Source organism: Streptomyces hundungensis (assembly GCF_003627815.1).
Lineage (GTDB): Bacteria > Actinomycetota > Actinomycetes > Streptomycetales > Streptomycetaceae > Streptomyces > Streptomyces hundungensis_A.
Genome location: NZ_CP032698.1, coordinates 2,719,229 through 2,734,231 on the forward strand (window position 1 = coordinate 2,719,229; position 15,003 = coordinate 2,734,231).

The window sequence follows — 15,003 nt, forward strand, 5'->3', positions numbered from 1 at the left end:
GCTGGGGCGTTACAGCTGTGGCCATCACAACTGAAGCATTCACCGTGCAGCCCTTCACACGAAGTTGCCACCACATATGGGACGAGGGCGATCACGTCCTCATCGGCGTGAGTCCGGGAAACAGCTACTTCAGCGCCGGTCGCATCACCGAACTCGTCCGCTGGGCTTCGGCACGGTTCTCCCGCATCGACCTCATTTACGCCGACCTCCATGTGGCCGAACTGTTCAGCGCGCTCGGCTACGAGGAGGAGCACGCGGCACGTCGCGCCTCGAAGGAGCTGAAGGCGGTACGCCGGCGGATCGTGCGCGGCGTCGAGGAGGCCGACCTGCCGGGCACCCTGGTCGGCGTGCACGGCCTCTCGGAGTTCGCCACCAACCCGGTCTACGACCTGCTGCACCGGCGGGTGCGGCACTTCCTCGCCACCGACCCGCACGTCCGGGCGGGCTGCGAGCGGATGGCGGGGCACTTCCTCGCCACGAAGGTGGGCGGCCCCACCGCGAGCGCGGAGCAACTGGCCGCCTGTCTGGACTACATCGCCGCGGAGCTGCCCTTCTTCCTGGACACCCCGGGCATCCTCGGCGTCCCGTCCTCCGTGTCGTGCTACCACGCGCAGATCCCGCTGACCGAACTCCTCTACGCCAAGGGCGGCGGCCTGCGGGCCTCCCGCAACCAGGCCTATGCCGTGGTGCGCCCGGAAGGAACAGCCGCATGAGCCCCGAGCCCGTCCTCGACTTCCCGCTCTCGCGCCGCGGTGACGTACTGCCCGAGGAGTGCTCCTGGCTGCGCGAGAAGCAGCCGGTGGCCCGGGTGCGCACCCTCACCGGCGACCAGGCCTGGCTGGTGAGCACGCACGCGCTGGCCACCCGGGTCCTGGAGGACGAGCGGTTCAGCCTCAAGGACACCGCGGCCGAGGGGGCGCCGCGCCAGTACGCGCTGACGATCCCGCCGGAGGTCGTCAACAACATGGGCAACATCAACAGCGCGGGCCTGCGCTCCGCCGTGATGAAGTCCCTGAGCCCGCGTGCGGACGGCCTCGCCGAGCGGCTGCGCGAGCGGGCCGGGGAGTTCATCGACGCGCTGCTCGCCGAGGGCCCGCCGGCCGACCTCCGGGCGGGGTTCGCCGACCCCTTCTCGGCGGCGCTGCACTGCCAGGTGATCGGGGTGCCGTTCACTGACTGGCGCCGGCTCATGTCGGGCCTGGACACCGCGTTCATGACGAGCGCGCACACCTTCGAGGGCGCCGGCCTCAACTGGTACAAGGACCTCGGCTACATGGTGGAGCGCCTGAACGCGCCCGATGTGCCGCCCGAGAGCCTGCTCGGCCGGCTGGGGGCGCTGCGCGAGGACGCCGAGTCCGCGCATCTGACCGACGAGATGCTGGCCACGGTCGCGGTGTCCATGTTCGGCGCGGGCGCGGTCTCCACCTCCGCGTTCCTGGTCCTCGCGATCCTGGCGCTGCTCCAGCATCCGGAGCTGATCGGCTATCTGCGCGAGCACCCCGAGCGCATGGGCCGGGCCGTGGACGAGCTGTTGCGCTGGAACCTGTCGATCGGCGACGGGCTGCCCCGGCTCGCCCTCGAGGACGTACGGCTCGGTGAAGTCCTCGTCAAGAAGGGCGAGTTGGTGCTGGTGCTGGTCGAGGGCGCCAACTTCGACCCGGCGGTCTTCAGCGACCCCGACCGCCTCGACCTCGACCGGGAGCACAACCCGCATCTGTCGTTCGGCGCGGGGCGGCACTTCTGCCCGGCCACGGGGCTCGGCCGGCTGCACGCCGAAACGGCCCTCGCGGTCCTGGTCGACCGGATGCCGGGGCTGCGCCTTGCGGTACCGGCCGAACAGCTGGTGTGGCGTACGGGGTTCATCAAACGGCTTCCGGAGCGGCTTCCGGTGCTGTGGTGACACTCAAGTGCCCCGGGGCCGGCGGGTCCCGGGGCACCGCGCTGCCGTGCTCGTCCGGCCCCGCTCAGCGGAAGATGCCGGTGTGGCCGAGCGAGTACCGGCCGGGCTGGGGGTAGACGGCCAGTCCGTGCGGGCCCGAGCCGACGGGGATGCGGGCCAGCTCCTTGCCGGTGGTGGTGTCGATGGCGTACACCTCCGCGTTGTAACGGCCGGACAGCCAGAGCACCTTGCCATCGGCGGAGACTCCGCCCATGTCGGGGCTGCCGCCGTCGGGCAGCTCCCACTTCTTGGTCAGCTTGTTCTTGGTGAAGTCGAAGATGGAGATGGTGCCCTCGCCCCGGTTGGAGATGTACATCTCCTTGGAGTCGCGGCTGATGTAGAGCCCGTGGCAGCCCTTGCCGGTGGGCAGCAGGGTCGGCGTGCCGAACTTGTCGCCGTCCAGGATCCACATGCCGTGCGCCATCATGTCGGCGATGTAGAAGGTCTTGCCGTCCGGGGACATCTTCACGTCCTGCGGCATGGCGCCCGAGAAGGGGAGCTTCTGCTGGCCGACGACCTTCATCTGCTCCGTGTCGACCTTGAGGAGCTCGCCGGAGAACTCGCAGGAGACGATGAAGTACCGGCCGTCCATGGAGAAGTCGGCGTGGTTGACGCCCGCACAGGTCACCGGGACGGTCTTGGCCCGGTTCAGGGTGACCGGGTCGCGGAAGACGAGCTCCCGGTCCATCGACGCCATGACGACGGCGTACTTGCCGTTGGGCGTGAAGTACAGGTTGTAGGGGTCGGAGACCTGCACGGTCCGGCCGACCTTGCCGGTCGCCGGGTCGATGGCGGTGAGCGAGTCACCGAGGTCGTTGTTGACCCAGAGCGTCTTCATGTCCCAGGACGGCACGACGTGCTGCGGCTGGTGGCCGACCGGGATCGTCTGGATGACCTTGTAGGTGGCCGGGTCGATGACGGACACCGTGTTGGAGTTGGTGTTGGGTACGTAGACGCGCGGCAGGAAGTTCTTCACCGCGGGCTGGAGGGCGTTCGGGCGGTCGGCCGCGTAGGCGTCCTTGGGGTCGAGGACGGGCGGCATCCCCGGCAGGCCCTGCGGCGGGGCCTTCTTGGCGACGGCGGGCGGGGCCGCCTGCTTGGTGCCGAGCGCCTCGTCCTTGTGGTCGGAGCCCGATCCGCAGCCGGCGAGGGCCGCGAGCAGGGCCGCCGCGAGCAGCGCGGTGGTCGTCTTCGTTACGGTCGGCATCAGGTCAGCAGCTCCGTGGTCGTGACCGCGCGCAGTCGGCGGCGTTCCAGTTCGGCGAGGAGGGCGGGCAGCGCGGCGACCGTGTCCGCATAGCCGAAGTGCAGGCTCACCACCGACCCGTTGCGGATCTGCCCGGTGACGTTGTGGGTCACGGCCGAGGCGCCGGGCGAGGTGAAGTCGAGGGAGTCGACGTCGTACGACAGGACGTGCGGGTAGCCCGCCCGCCGGGCCAGTGTCTGGACGAGCTCGGTCGCGTACTGGGCGCGGGAGGGCCGGAACCACGTTCCGATGGAGCCGGTGAGCCGGCGCAGCCGGGCCGCGCAGCCGGTGATCTCGGCGTAGGCCCCCGACTCGTCCAGGGTGGAGATGTCGATGTGGTGCTGGGTGTGATTGCCCAGCTCGTGGCCGCCGTCCAGGATGCGGCGGGCCATCTCGGGGTGCTCGTCGAGCCAGCTGCCGACGGCGAGGACGGTGACCCGGGCCCCGGCCTTCTCGGCCTCGCTCAGCAGGGTCGTGGCGATCTTTGGATCGCCCTGGCCGTGGAAGGTGAGCGCGACCTGCGGGCGGGCCCGGGGTCCGCTGCTGATCTGGACCGGCTGCCCGGGGAAGGAGCGGGGGGCCGGTGCTGGGCGGGGCGTCTGGGGTCGGGCGGGAGAGGCGGCCGCCGCGGAGGCGGACGGCGGCGCTGTCGGGGAGCCGGTCGGCTGCCGGCCGGCCCGGTCGTCCGAGCAGCCCGCCGTGAACGCCCCTACGATGGCCGCGCCCGCCCCGGCGCGCAGGGCGCTGCGGCGATCGACCGCACGGGGTGATGGATTCAGCACATGGACATTTAAGTGCGCCGAAGGGTCGTTGGTGGCGATTGACCCGCTTCGGGACCTTTGCGGGTCGCGGCCGCGCGGGGCTTCCCGAGGGGGTTCAGGTCGCTGATTCACTCAGCACTCCCGATATCTATTCATGCTTTAGAAGGTGAGTGCTGTAGCTCACCTACGATTCACAGCTAAACTGTATGGGTTCATGGCGATATGTCCGACTAGGGACTTTTGAGGATGGGCCGCCCATCTGTCATAGTCGGAACCACGACCCCCATTGACCCGGGCCAGGTCGTCTTCCAGTCGCCGTGGATCACACCCCCCCAGATCCACGGCGCCCCACAGAAGCCCCCGCGGCGCCGCATCCGGCAGCCAGGGGGCTTCTGTGATGCCGCGAACCGTCGCGGGCTTCCGGGCGTCTCAGCGGTCGGCCACCCGCATCTCGAACCAGGTGGTCTTGCCGCGCGGCAGCAGGTCCACGCCCCAGCGGTCGGAGAGCTTGTCGACGAGGAAGAGGCCTCGGCCGCTGATGTCCAGCTCGTGCACCGGCATCAGACAGGGCAGTCCGCGCGAGGGGTCGCGCACCTCGATCCGGATCCAGCCCCGGCGCCGCAGCATCCGCAGACCGAAGACGCGGGCCCCGGTGTGGCGCACGGCGTTTCCGACGAGTTCGGAGACGAGCAGCACCGCGTGTTCGGCGAGGGTGGGCGAGAGCGCCCACTGGCGCAGCACGACGGACTGGGTGATGCGGCGGGCGGTCGCCGCCGACTCCGGGCGCGAGGGCAGCCGGACTTCTTCCTCGGTCGGATTTCCGAACAACTCCAGTGCTTTCAGAGCCAGTTCGTCATCGGCGGACGGCAGCCACCGCGCCGCGGTCGCACTCACGCGCTGCGCCGGTTGTTCCATACCCTCCAGCCCCGCCATGCCACCATCATGGCGGCCCGGCGCGTCCTTGGGGGCGGTTCCGAAGGAATCGCGACTCCGGAACCTGACGTTCCGGAGCCGCCACTTGGCATATGACGGGGGCAGGAGAGGCCCCGCTACACCCACTCTGACCTGCGATGACGTAACGCATTCAGGTGATCACCAAGCGTTCCGCAGAGGTTTTCCTTAAGGTCGCCTTAAGGCTGTGCTAATCCCCCCACAGGGTGTACACACCGCCACCACATGTACAGCCGCCGTTGACCGCACCGCCCCGGGTGCCCCTCAACTGAGCCGCGATCAGAGGAACTTGGCCTTGCCCGGGCCCTCCTCGACGAAGCTGCGCATACCCCGCTCGCGGTCCTCGGTGGCGAACAGCGCCGCGAACCAGGTGCGTTCGACGGCGAGCCCGGTGTCGATGTCCGTCTCCAGACCGGCGTCGATGGACTCCTTGGCGGCCCGCAGCGCGATGGCCGGGCCCTTGGCGAGCCGGGCGGCCCAGGCGACGGCCCGCTCGTACACCTCGCCGGCCGGCACCACCTGGTCGACCAGGCCCATGGCGAGCGCCTCGTCCGCCTTGACCTGCCGGCCGGTGAAGATGAGGTCCTTGGCCTTGGAAGGGCCCACCAGACGGGCCAGGCGCTGGGTGCCGCCCGCGCCCGGGATGAGGCCGAGCAGGATCTCGGGCTGGCCCAGCTTGGCGTTCTCGCCGGCGATGCGGAAGTCGGCGCAGAGCGCCAACTCGCAGCCGCCGCCCAGCGCGTAGCCGGTGACGGCCGCCACGACGGGCTTGGGGATCTTGGCGACGGCGGTGAAGGAGTCCTGGAGCGCCCGGCCGCGTACGACCATCGCCGCGTGGTCCATGACCTGCATCTCCTTGATGTCCGCGCCGGCCGCGAACACCTTCTCGCCGCCGTACAGGACCACCGCCCGCACGTCCTCGCGCCGGCTCGCCTCCTCGGCGAGCTCGCGCAGCCCGTCCTGGGTCGCGATGTCCAGGGCGTTCATCGGGGGGCGGTCCAGGCGGATGGTGCCGACGCCCTCGGAAACTTCCAGCTTCACAGTCATGGAGGCAGGTTAACGCTCACTAACGACGGCGGGCCCGGCGCGTGGCGAGTTCTGGGGGTCGCCCCCCTCCTCGCACGGCGCCGGGCCCGCCGGGAACCACGTGCGCGGCCCTGGTGGTGTCCGCTACTTGGTCCACTCCGACCAGGAGAGGTTCCAGCCGTTGAGGCCGTTGTCGGGCTGGATGACCTTGTCCTTGGAGTTCTTCACCACGACCACGTCGCCGACGAGGGAGTTGTCGTAGAACCAGGCGGCCGGCTTGGACGGGTCGCCCGCGCCGCGAGCGTCGCGCATCCCGACGCAGCCGTGGCTGGTGTTGACCGAGCCGAACACCGAGGGGTCGCCCCAGTAGTTGCCGTGGATGAAGGTGCCCGAGCTGGACAGGCGCATGGCGTGCGGCACGTCCTTGATGTCGTACTCGCCGCCGAAGCCCACGGTGGCGCCGTTCATCCGGGTCACCTCGAACTTCTCGCTGATGACCATCTGCCCGTTGTACGTGGTGTTCGCCGGGGCGCCCGCGCTGATCGGGATGGTCCTCAGGAGCTGGCCGTCGCGCTCCACCCGCATGGTGTGGGCGCTCGCGTCCACGGTGGAGACCTGGGAGCGGCCGATCGTGAAGTGCAGGGTGCGGGTCTGCTTGCCGTAGACGCCGGGCCGGCCCTCGACGCCGTCCAGGTTGAGCTTGACCGTGACCTTGGTGCCGGGTGCCCAGTACTTCTCGGGCCGGAAGTCGAGGCGGTCGTTGCCGAACCAGTGGCCCTCGACCGGGACGGACGGCTCGGCGGTCACGGCGATGGCCTTCTCGACCGCCTCCGGGTTGGTGATGCCCCGGTTGAAGTTGATGGAGACCGGCATGCCGACGCCGACGGTGGAGCCGTCCTCGGGCACGTACTGGCCGATGAAGGTGTTCTTGGGGACGAGCGTGGTGAAGGTGGTGTCCTTCGCGGACTCGCGGCCCTTGGTGTCCTTGGCCACCGCGTGGACCTTGTACTGCGTGGCGGAGGCGAGGTGCTGGTCCGGGATCCAGCCGAGGCCGTCCGCGGATATCTTCCCGGCGACCGCGTTGCCCTTGCTGTCGGCCACCGCGACGGCGGTCAACTTGCCCTTGTCGGCGGATATCTTCAGCGCGCCGTTGGTGGCCACGTCCTTGGCGTTGTCCGCCGGGACGACCGTGACCACGGCCTCCGACGCCTTGGTGTCCTCGGCGGCGCTCGCGCCGCCCGCCTTGGCGTTGGAGCTGGAGCCGTCGCCCCCGCCGCACGCCGTGACCAGGAGCAGCAGCGCTCCGGCGATGAGGGCCGGCACCGCGCCCCTGCGGCCGCGCCGTCCGGCCGCGCTCGAAGCCCCCGAAATAGGCTGCCCGTTCAAGACTGTTCTCCCCTCGCACGGCGTGGCCGCGCCACCGCCCGCACTCACTCACCCCCGCGCACGTCCTCGCGCACGCACGGCGCTAGATAATCACACCGGCTGGGGCCCGATCTCCCCTCCCGTGTCACCGTTCAGTCCCAACTTTTTCCTGGCACTCTCAGGCGAAACACAGAAACCGTTCCCGGTTGGTGTACCGGGAACGGTTGGGGACCATGCGATCGAGGGTGGCGGGGTTTCAGGAGACCGCGGAGCCCGCCTTCCACTTCGGCCAGTCCATGTTCCAGCCACTGAGCCCGTTGTCGGGAGCGACCTGGCGGTCGTGGGAGTTGACGACCTCGACGACGTCGCCGATGAGGGTGCGGTCGAAGAACCAGCCCGCGGGGGTGTCCGAGCTGCCGCCCTTCACATCGCGCAGACCGACGCAGCCATGGCTGGTGTTGGAGTTTCCGAAGGTGCTGGAGGGGGCCCAGTAGTTGCCGTGCAGGAAGGTGCCGGTGTTGGTCAGCCGGATGGCGTGCGGAACGTCCGGGATGTCGTACTCGCCGCCGAAGCCGACCGTCTGGCTGTTCATCCGCGTCACGTCGTACATCTCGGTGACGATCATCTTGCCGTTGTACGTGGTGTTCTTCGGCGAGCCCGCGGAGATCGGCAGCGTCGACACCAGCTCGCCGCCGCGCCGCACCTCCATGGTGTGCGCCTCGGCGTCCACCAGGGACTCCTGGTCGCGGCCCACGGTGAAGCCGATCGTCTTGTCCTGGATGCCGTAGACCCCGGGGGCCGCGACCACGTCACGCAGCCGCATGTCGACGGTGACCTTGGTGCCGGGCGCCCAGTAGTTGGCGGGCCGGAAGTCGAGCCGGTCCTTGCCGAACCAGTGGCCCCTCACCTCCACCGGCGGCTGCGAGGTGATCGTGATGGCGCGCTCGACGGCCGCCTTGTCCTTGATCGCCTGGTTGAAGTTGAAGGACACGATCATGCCGACGCCCACCGTGGAGCGGTTCTCCGGCTTGAAGTACCCGATGAAGCGGTGCTCGGGCACGAAGGTGGCGAAGCTGGTGTGGCGGGCCTGGCGGCGGCCGTGGCCGTCGAGCGCCACCGTGTCCACCGTGTACAGCGCGGCCAGTTGCAGCGCGCCGCCGGTCGGCGTCCAGGTCAGCCCGTCCGCGGAGATCTTGCCCGGCACCTCCTCGGGCTGCGCGTCCTCCGTCTTCATCACCTTGACCCGCTCCAGGCGCCCACCCGGCACCCGTACCTCCACCTTCTGGTCCGCCTTGACTCCCTTGGCCCCGTCCTCCGGGGTCACCAGGATGGCCTCCTGCGGTGTCAGGGGCTTGCCCCCGATGTCACCGATGTCCAGGGCGGTGCCCGAACACCCGGTCAGCGCGGTCACCAGGACCGCGGTCAGTCCTGCCCATGCCAGGGCGGCGGCCGTGCCCGCCCCTGCCCGCTTCAGTGCGTCTCTCACGACCGGCCCAACGACCGCCCCCCGCCGGGGGAAACGTGAGTACGAGGGCTGTTGCGGGAAGAACAGGTGCAGAGACGAGCGGGGAAGCCGCGGCCGGGACGCCGCTGCCATCCCCCGCGCCGAGCCGCGGGAGGCCGACAGGTGTCGAGCGCAGCCGAACAGAAGGCAGTGCGGGGTGCCGCGCCCGGCACGCAGGGGCAGCGAGGAACGAACGGCCACCGAGGTGAACCGGGGGCCCTGCGCCCCCCTGTCTGGCCGGGCGCCCCCACCCCGCTCGGGGCGCGCTTCCGGGTCGGCCCCGACGGTGTCGCGGGCACCAACTTCGCGCTGTGGGCGGGCGGCGCCGAAGCGGTCGAGCTGTGCCTCTTCGACCCGGCGGACACCGAGACCCGCCTCGCGCTCACCGAACTGACCCACGGGATCTGGCACGGCTTCGTCCCGGGCGTACGCCCCGGGCAGCGCTACGGGTTCCGGGTCCACGGGCGCTGGGACCCGTGGACGGGGGCCCGCTGGAACCCGGCGAAGCTGCTGCTCGACCCGTACGCGCGGGCCGTGGACGGCGACTTCGCGCTGCCGCCGGAGGTGTACGGGCACGTACGGGACTGGCCGCAGCAGCAGGTCGCCGACACCGTGCGCGACGACCGGGACTCGGCGCCGCACCTCCCCAAGGGCGTGGTGGTGCAGGACGACGACGACTGGGCGGACGACCGCCGCCCCAAGACCCCCTGGGCCGACTCCGTCATCTACGAGCTGCACGTACGCGGCTTCACCCGGCTCCACCCGGACATCCCCGAGCCCCTGCGCGGCACCTACGCGGGCCTCGCGCACCCGGCCGCCATCGACCACCTGGTGCGGCTCGGGGTGACGGCGGTGGAGCTGCTGCCGGTGCACCAGTTCGCGCACGAGGACCATCTGCTGCGGCGCGGACTGCGCAACTACTGGGGCTACAACTCGATCGGCTACTTCGCCCCGCACGCCGCCTACTCGGCGAGCGGGACCGCCGGGCAGCAGGTCGGCGAGTTCAAGCGGATGGTGCGGGCGCTGCACGCGGCGGGCATCGAGGTCATTCTCGACGTGGTGTACAACCACACCGCCGAGGCCGGGGAGATGGGGCCGACGCTGTCGCTGCGCGGCATCGACAACCGCGGCTACTACCGACTCCAGGGCGACGCCCGCCGCTATGCCGACTACACGGGCTGCGGCAACACCCTGCATGTGGTCCAGCCCCATGTGCTGCGGCTGATCACGGATTCGCTGCGCTACTGGGTGACCGAGATGGGAGTGGACGGCTTCCGGTTCGACCTGGCGGCGGCGCTGGCCCGCTCGATGCACGACGTGGACATGCTGTCGCCCTTTCTCGCCGTGATCGCCCAGGACCCGGTGCTGCGCCGGGTGAAGCTGATCGCCGAACCGTGGGACGTGGGCAGCGGCGGCTACCAGGTGGGCTCCTTCCCGCCGTTGTGGACCGAGTGGAACGACCGCTACCGCGACGCCGTACGCGACTTCTGGCGGGGCGCCCTCCCGGACGTGCGCGATCTGGGGTACCGGCTCTCGGGCTCCAGCGACCTGTACGCCTGGGGCGGCCGGCGCCCGTACGCGTCCATCAACTTCATCACCGCGCACGACGGTTTCACCCTGCGCGACCTGGTCTCCTACGAGCGCAAGCACAACGAGGCCAACGGGGAGGGCAACCGGGACGGCACCCATGACAACCGGGCCTGGAACTGCGGCGTGGAGGGCGAGACCGACGATCCGGAGGTGAACGCCCTGCGGCGGCGCCAGGCGCGGAACCTGCTCACCACCCTGCTGGTGTCGACGGGTGTGCCGATGCTGGTGGCCGGCGACGAGATGGGCCGCACCCAGGGCGGCAACAACAACGCGTACTGCCAGGACGGCGAGGTGAGCTGGGTCGACTGGTCGCTCCGGGACGAGCCCGGCCCCCGGGGGCTGCTCGAACTGGCCACCCGCCTGGTCGCGTTGCGCCACCGCCACCCGGTGCTGCGCCGGCGTGCCTTCTTCTCCGGGCGGGCGCGGGGCGCGGACGGGCTGCGGGACCTGGCCTGGTTCACCGTGCGGGGCGAGGAGATGACGGAACAGGACTGGTACGCCCCGGCCGCGACGCTCGGCCTGTATCTGTCGGGGCGCGACATCCCCGGGCGCGACGCGCGGGGTGCTCCGGTGACCGACGACAGCTTCCTGATCCTGCTGCACTCGGCGGACCGCCCGGCGAGCTGTGTGCTGCCGGGGCCGCCGTGGGCCGCCTCCTACGAACGGGTCGTGGACACCGCGCGGGAGGACCAGGCCGAGGCGCCGGGCGGAACACACCGGGGCGGCGACACGGTGACGCTGCCGGCCCGGTCCCTCCTGGTCCTGAAGGTGGTCGAGTAGGGCAACCCCGGCGTCGCGACCCCGGCGCTAGCCCAGGATCTTGCGGTCGTACGCCACCGCGACCGCGGCGGCCCGGTCCTTGGCGCCCAACTTGCCGTAGATATGGGTGAGATGGGTCTTCACCGTGGCCTCGCTGATGAAGAGGGCGCGGGCGATCTCCCGGTTGGAGGTGCCCTTGGCGACCAGTTCGAGGACCTCGCGCTCACGGCCCGACAGCGGCTCCCCGGCCGGCACTGCGGGCGTGCGCACCGCGCTGACCAGACGGGAGGCGATCGCGGGCGACAGCACGGTGCGGCCGGCCGCCGCGGCGCGTACCGCGGTGAACAGCTCCTCGCGGGGCGCGTCCTTGAGGAGGTAGCCGGTGGCGCCCGCCTCGATCGCGGGCAGCGTGTCCGAGTCGGTGTCGTACGTGGTGAGGACGAGGACCTTGGAGCGCAGCCCGCGCCGGGTGAGCTCGGCGATCGCGGCCACTCCCCCGCCCCCGGGCATGCGCAGGTCCATCAGGACCACGTCCGGGTCGAGACGCTGGGCGAGGTCGACGCCCTCGACGCCGTCACCGGCTTCGCCGAGGACTTCGAAGCCGGCGTCCAGGGCGAACATCCCGCGCAGACCGTCCCGTACTACGGGGTGGTCGTCGCAGATCAGCAGGGTGATGGCGGCGTCAGTGCTCATGGGGGACCAACGGTACGCGCGCCGAGACGGCGGTGCCATGGCCGGGCTCGGATTCCACGGTGACCCCGCCGGCGACGCGTTCGGCGCGGGCCCGCATCCCGTCGAGGCCGAAGCCGCCGGTGCCGGAGCGGGCCGGCAGGTCCAGCGGGTCGAAGCCCCGGCCGTCGTCGCGTACGTCCAGGGAGACCTCGTCGCCCATGAAGGAGAGGGTGACGCCGACGCGGGAGGCGTGGGCGTGACGGCTCGCGTTGGCGAGGGCCTCCTGGGCGATGCGCAGCAGGGTCGCCTCGATCTCGTCGTGGAGCTGCACCGCGGTGCCGGTCACCGTGAAGTCGGCCCGCACCCCGTGCCGGGCCCCCCACTGGGCGACGGTCTTCTTCAACGCCTCGTGCAGGACGCCGTGTTCGAGGTCGAGGGGGCTGAGGTTCTGCACCGAGCGGCGGGCCTCGCCTAGGCTGTGCCGGGCCAGCGACTGGGCGCTGGCGAGGTGTTCGCGGGCCAGGGCGGGGTCGGAGCTGCTCATGACCACCTGGAGCTGGGCGATGATGCCGGTGAGGCCCTGGGCGATGGTGTCGTGGATCTCGGCGGCGAGCCGGCGCCGTTCGTCGGCGACGCCGGCCTCCCTTGCCTGGAGCAGGAGTTGGGCGTGCAGGGCGGCGTTCTCGTCGAGGGCCTGCTGGAGCCGGGCGTTGGTGGTCTCCAGCTCGGCGATGGTCTCGCCCTGCACCCGGGCCCGTTCGTCCTCCTGCGCCGCGAGGTGGCTGAACACCGTGAGCAGGACGATGTTGATGGCGAGTACGGCCCCGAACAGCACCCACCCCATGGAGCCCTTGGGGGGCAGCCCGCCCGACTGGGAGCCGGCCATGATGACCGCCGTCGCGAACAGGCCGACCTTGACCCAGCGCCGGGGCAGCACCGCCTGGGCGCCGAAGTAGCCGACGACGGCGTAGAACGCGAAGAACGGGTTGAGCCAGGTGAGCGCGAAGGCGAAGGCCCAGCGCAGGAAGTAGTAGACGACGCCCGCGGCGCCCGGCGCCGACCGGCCGCGGCGCAGCCGGCCCCAGCAGAGCTGGAGCAGCAGGGCGCCGCCGACCAGGGCGAGGGCGGCCCAGCGGGCGGCGGTGCTCATCAGGAGATCGGCGGTGGCCGCGGCGGCGAGGCAGCCGATGAACAGCAGCCCGTAGGGGCCCCAGCGGTGGAACGCCTCCCAGCGCTCCTCCACCGTGTCCCGCTTGATGTCGCTCGCCCCGTCGCTCATGGCCCCAGTCTCGTCCACGCCGAAGCCGTCGCGGGAAGCGGCCCGGGGGAACAGCGCCGTCATTCCCACCGGAACCAGCGGGTCGCCGCGGCCGAGAGCAGCACGGTCCACAGGGCGAGGACGCCGAGGTGGTCCCAGCCGGGCCAGCCGCCGGCCGCGGCCTCGCCCAGGGCCTGGGCGGCGGCGCCGAAGGGCAGCAGTTCCACGATCCGGCCCAGGGTGTCGGGCATCGCCTGGACGGGCAGCCAGACGCCCGCGCTGAACATCATCGGGAAGAACACCGCGGAGCCGATGGCGCTCGCGACCTTGGAGGTACGGGAGAGGGCGGAGACCAGGGCGCCGAGGGCGAGCGCGCTGAGGACGGCGAGCAGCAGCGCGAGGGCGTACCCGAACAGTTGGCGCGGCAGCGCCACGTCGAAGACGAGACGGCCGACCGTGAGGGAGAGGACGGCGGAGAGCAGCGCGGCCGCGCCGTGCAGCCCCATCTGGGCGCCGAGCAGCGCGGACGGGCGCACCGGGGTGACCGACATCCGGCGCAGGATGCCGCGCTCCCGGTATCCGGTGATCACCGGAGGCATGGCCTGGAGCCCCGCCATGATCATGGACAGGAGGACGGCGACGGGGACGTAGGCGTCGACGAAGCGGATGCCGCCCAGCGCCTTGTCGGGGTCGCGGAAGCCCGGGATGGAGCCCAGCACGACCAGCAGGACGGTCGGGAAGACCATGATCCAGAAGAGTCCGGCGGGCTCGCGGCGGAAGAGCGTGGTCTCGGTCCGCAGCACCGCGGCGGCGGCCCGGCGGGAGGCGCGGGCGGCGCCCGAGGAGCGCGCGGGGGTGAGGGTGGTGGTCATGCCGAGGCCTCCGTCAGGTCCAGGAACGCGTCGTCCAAGGTGGCCTCGGAGACGCGGAGTTGGTGGGCGGTGATGTGGTTCCGGGCGAGCAGGGTGATCACGGCGTTGACGGTGTCGTCGGTGCCGTGGATGGTCACCCGGCCCTGCTTCTCCTCCACGGCGGCGGCCTGCGGCAGCTCGGTGAGCGCGAGGTCGTCGAGGGGGGACGAGGGGGTGAAGGAGATGACGGTGGAGCCGGCCGCCCGCCGGATCAGCCCCGACGGCGTGTCCAGGGCGGCGAGCCGGCCCCGGTCGATGACGGCGATCCGGTCGCAGAGGCGCTGGGCCTCCTCCATGAAGTGGGTCACCAGGAGCACGGTGACCCCACCGCGCCGTACGTCCTCGATGAGTTCCCAGGTGTCGCGCCGGGCCCTCGGGTCAAGTCCGGTGGTGAGCTCGTCGAGCACCACCACGCGCGGGTTGCCGATGAGGGCGAGCGCGATGGACAGGCGCTGCTTCTGCCCACCGGACAGTTTGGCGAAGCGGGTGGTCAACTTCGGCGCCAGGCCGAGGCGTTCGGCGAGCGGGCGCCAGTCGGCGGGGTCAGGGTAGAAGGCGGAGTACAGCTCCAGCGCCTCACGCACGGTGAGTTTGGGCTGGAGCTCGCTCTCCTGGAGCTGGGCGCCGAGGATGCGGGTGACCCGGTCGTGGTCGGCGACCGGGTCGTGACCGGCCACCCGGACCGTCCCGGCGTCCGGGACGCGCAGCCCCTCCACGCACTCGACGGTGGTGGTCTTGCCCGCGCCGTTGGGACCGAGGATCCCGAAGATCTCGCCCTCCTCGACGGTGAAGCTGACACCGTCGACGGCGGGCTTGCGGCCATACGCCTTGCGCAGTGAGGTGACCTCGATGATTGCCATGGGTCGAGAATCCCGGCCGAGGGGGGGTCCGCCACATCGCCCATCGCGCTCGACCCCGCATCAACCGATCGGTTGACCCGCGCTACGACCCCCCGCGTCCCGGACAGGATCCGCCGGACAGGTCCTAGGACCAGCGGACGAGCGCGGCCCGTCCGAAACTC

The 15,003-nt window shown here is 71.1% G+C and carries 13 protein-coding genes; 3 read left to right on the forward strand and 10 right to left on the reverse strand.

The window, feature by feature from the left end; genetic code table 11:
* Positions 1-44 precede the first annotated feature (44 nt).
* Positions 45-713: a tRNA-dependent cyclodipeptide synthase gene (locus DWB77_RS12075; protein ID WP_246033500.1), complete on the forward strand. Its 669-nt coding sequence runs from the start codon at positions 45-47 to the stop codon at positions 711-713.
* The gene (locus DWB77_RS12080) at positions 710-1,900 is read left to right on the forward strand and encodes a cytochrome P450 (RefSeq protein ID WP_120721272.1); all 1,191 of its coding nucleotides are present in this window, start codon (positions 710-712) and stop codon (positions 1,898-1,900) included. Before DWB77_RS12075 ends, DWB77_RS12080 begins: the two co-directional genes overlap by 4 nt.
* 64 nt (positions 1,901-1,964) lie before the next feature.
* Here the strand turns inward: DWB77_RS12080 and DWB77_RS12085 are convergent, their stop codons facing one another.
* From DWB77_RS12085 to DWB77_RS12110, 6 genes are all read right to left on the reverse strand, one after another.
* Complete coding sequence (locus DWB77_RS12085; RefSeq protein ID WP_120721273.1) at positions 1,965-3,146, reverse strand: YncE family protein; 1,182 nt, start codon at positions 3,144-3,146, stop codon at positions 1,965-1,967.
* Complete coding sequence (locus tag DWB77_RS12090) at positions 3,146-3,964, reverse strand: polysaccharide deacetylase family protein (protein WP_120727683.1); 819 nt, start codon at positions 3,962-3,964, stop codon at positions 3,146-3,148. Before DWB77_RS12090 ends, DWB77_RS12085 begins: the two co-directional genes overlap by 1 nt.
* A gap of 411 nt (positions 3,965-4,375) precedes the next feature.
* Positions 4,376-4,879, reverse strand: a complete 504-nt coding sequence (locus DWB77_RS12095; RefSeq protein ID WP_120721274.1) for an ATP-binding protein — start codon at positions 4,877-4,879, stop codon at positions 4,376-4,378.
* 297 nt (positions 4,880-5,176) lie between these two features.
* Positions 5,177-5,944 (reverse strand): enoyl-CoA hydratase/isomerase family protein, encoded by a 768-nt coding sequence (locus DWB77_RS12100; protein WP_120721275.1) that lies wholly within the window; start codon positions 5,942-5,944, stop codon positions 5,177-5,179.
* 123 nt (positions 5,945-6,067) lie between these two features.
* Positions 6,068-7,309, reverse strand: a complete 1,242-nt coding sequence (locus tag DWB77_RS12105; RefSeq protein WP_120721276.1) for a L,D-transpeptidase — start codon at positions 7,307-7,309, stop codon at positions 6,068-6,070.
* Between the two features lie 235 nt (positions 7,310-7,544).
* Positions 7,545-8,774 carry a L,D-transpeptidase gene (locus tag DWB77_RS12110; protein WP_246033501.1) on the reverse strand — a complete coding sequence of 410 codons (1,230 nt, stop codon included), beginning with the start codon at positions 8,772-8,774 and terminating at the stop codon, positions 7,545-7,547.
* A 141-nt stretch (positions 8,775-8,915) separates the two neighbouring features.
* On the opposite strand from DWB77_RS12110, the gene glgX reads away from it, so the two are divergent.
* Positions 8,916-11,162 carry a glycogen debranching protein GlgX gene (gene glgX, locus DWB77_RS12115; RefSeq protein WP_120721278.1) on the forward strand — a complete coding sequence of 749 codons (2,247 nt, stop codon included), beginning with the start codon at positions 8,916-8,918 and terminating at the stop codon, positions 11,160-11,162.
* A gap of 27 nt (positions 11,163-11,189) precedes the next feature.
* Here the strand turns inward: glgX and DWB77_RS12120 are convergent, their stop codons facing one another.
* Genes DWB77_RS12120 through DWB77_RS12135 form a run of 4 tightly spaced genes read right to left on the reverse strand, consistent with a single transcriptional unit; the run spans position 11,190 to position 14,842 of the window.
* The gene (locus DWB77_RS12120; protein ID WP_120721279.1) at positions 11,190-11,834 is read right to left on the reverse strand and encodes a response regulator; all 645 of its coding nucleotides are present in this window, start codon (positions 11,832-11,834) and stop codon (positions 11,190-11,192) included.
* Positions 11,824-13,092, reverse strand: a complete 1,269-nt coding sequence (locus DWB77_RS12125; RefSeq protein WP_120727685.1) for a sensor histidine kinase — start codon at positions 13,090-13,092, stop codon at positions 11,824-11,826. Before DWB77_RS12125 ends, DWB77_RS12120 begins: the two co-directional genes overlap by 11 nt.
* 59 nt (positions 13,093-13,151) lie before the next feature.
* A complete protein-coding gene (locus DWB77_RS12130) occupies positions 13,152-13,943 on the reverse strand; it encodes an ABC transporter permease (protein WP_120721280.1) in 792 nt (263 codons plus the stop codon).
* Complete coding sequence (locus tag DWB77_RS12135; RefSeq protein WP_120721281.1) at positions 13,940-14,842, reverse strand: ABC transporter ATP-binding protein; 903 nt, start codon at positions 14,840-14,842, stop codon at positions 13,940-13,942. Before DWB77_RS12135 ends, DWB77_RS12130 begins: the two co-directional genes overlap by 4 nt.
* Positions 14,843-15,003: the final 161 nt, after the last annotated feature.

Coding starts and splice junctions, on each gene's coding strand:
- DWB77_RS12080 (WP_120721272.1), top strand. CDS start 710: ATGAGCCCCGAGCCCGTCCTCGACTTCCCGCTCTCGCGCCGCGGTGAC.
- DWB77_RS12085 (WP_120721273.1), bottom strand. CDS start 3,146: ATGCCGACCGTAACGAAGACGACCACCGCGCTGCTCGCGGCGGCCCTG.
- DWB77_RS12095 (WP_120721274.1), bottom strand. CDS start 4,879: ATGGCGGGGCTGGAGGGTATGGAACAACCGGCGCAGCGCGTGAGTGCG.
- DWB77_RS12100 (WP_120721275.1), bottom strand. CDS start 5,944: ATGACTGTGAAGCTGGAAGTTTCCGAGGGCGTCGGCACCATCCGCCTG.
- DWB77_RS12120 (WP_120721279.1), bottom strand. CDS start 11,834: ATGAGCACTGACGCCGCCATCACCCTGCTGATCTGCGACGACCACCCC.
- DWB77_RS12125 (WP_120727685.1), bottom strand. CDS start 13,092: ATGAGCGACGGGGCGAGCGACATCAAGCGGGACACGGTGGAGGAGCGC.
- DWB77_RS12130 (WP_120721280.1), bottom strand. CDS start 13,943: ATGACCACCACCCTCACCCCCGCGCGCTCCTCGGGCGCCGCCCGCGCC.
- DWB77_RS12135 (WP_120721281.1), bottom strand. CDS start 14,842: ATGGCAATCATCGAGGTCACCTCACTGCGCAAGGCGTATGGCCGCAAG.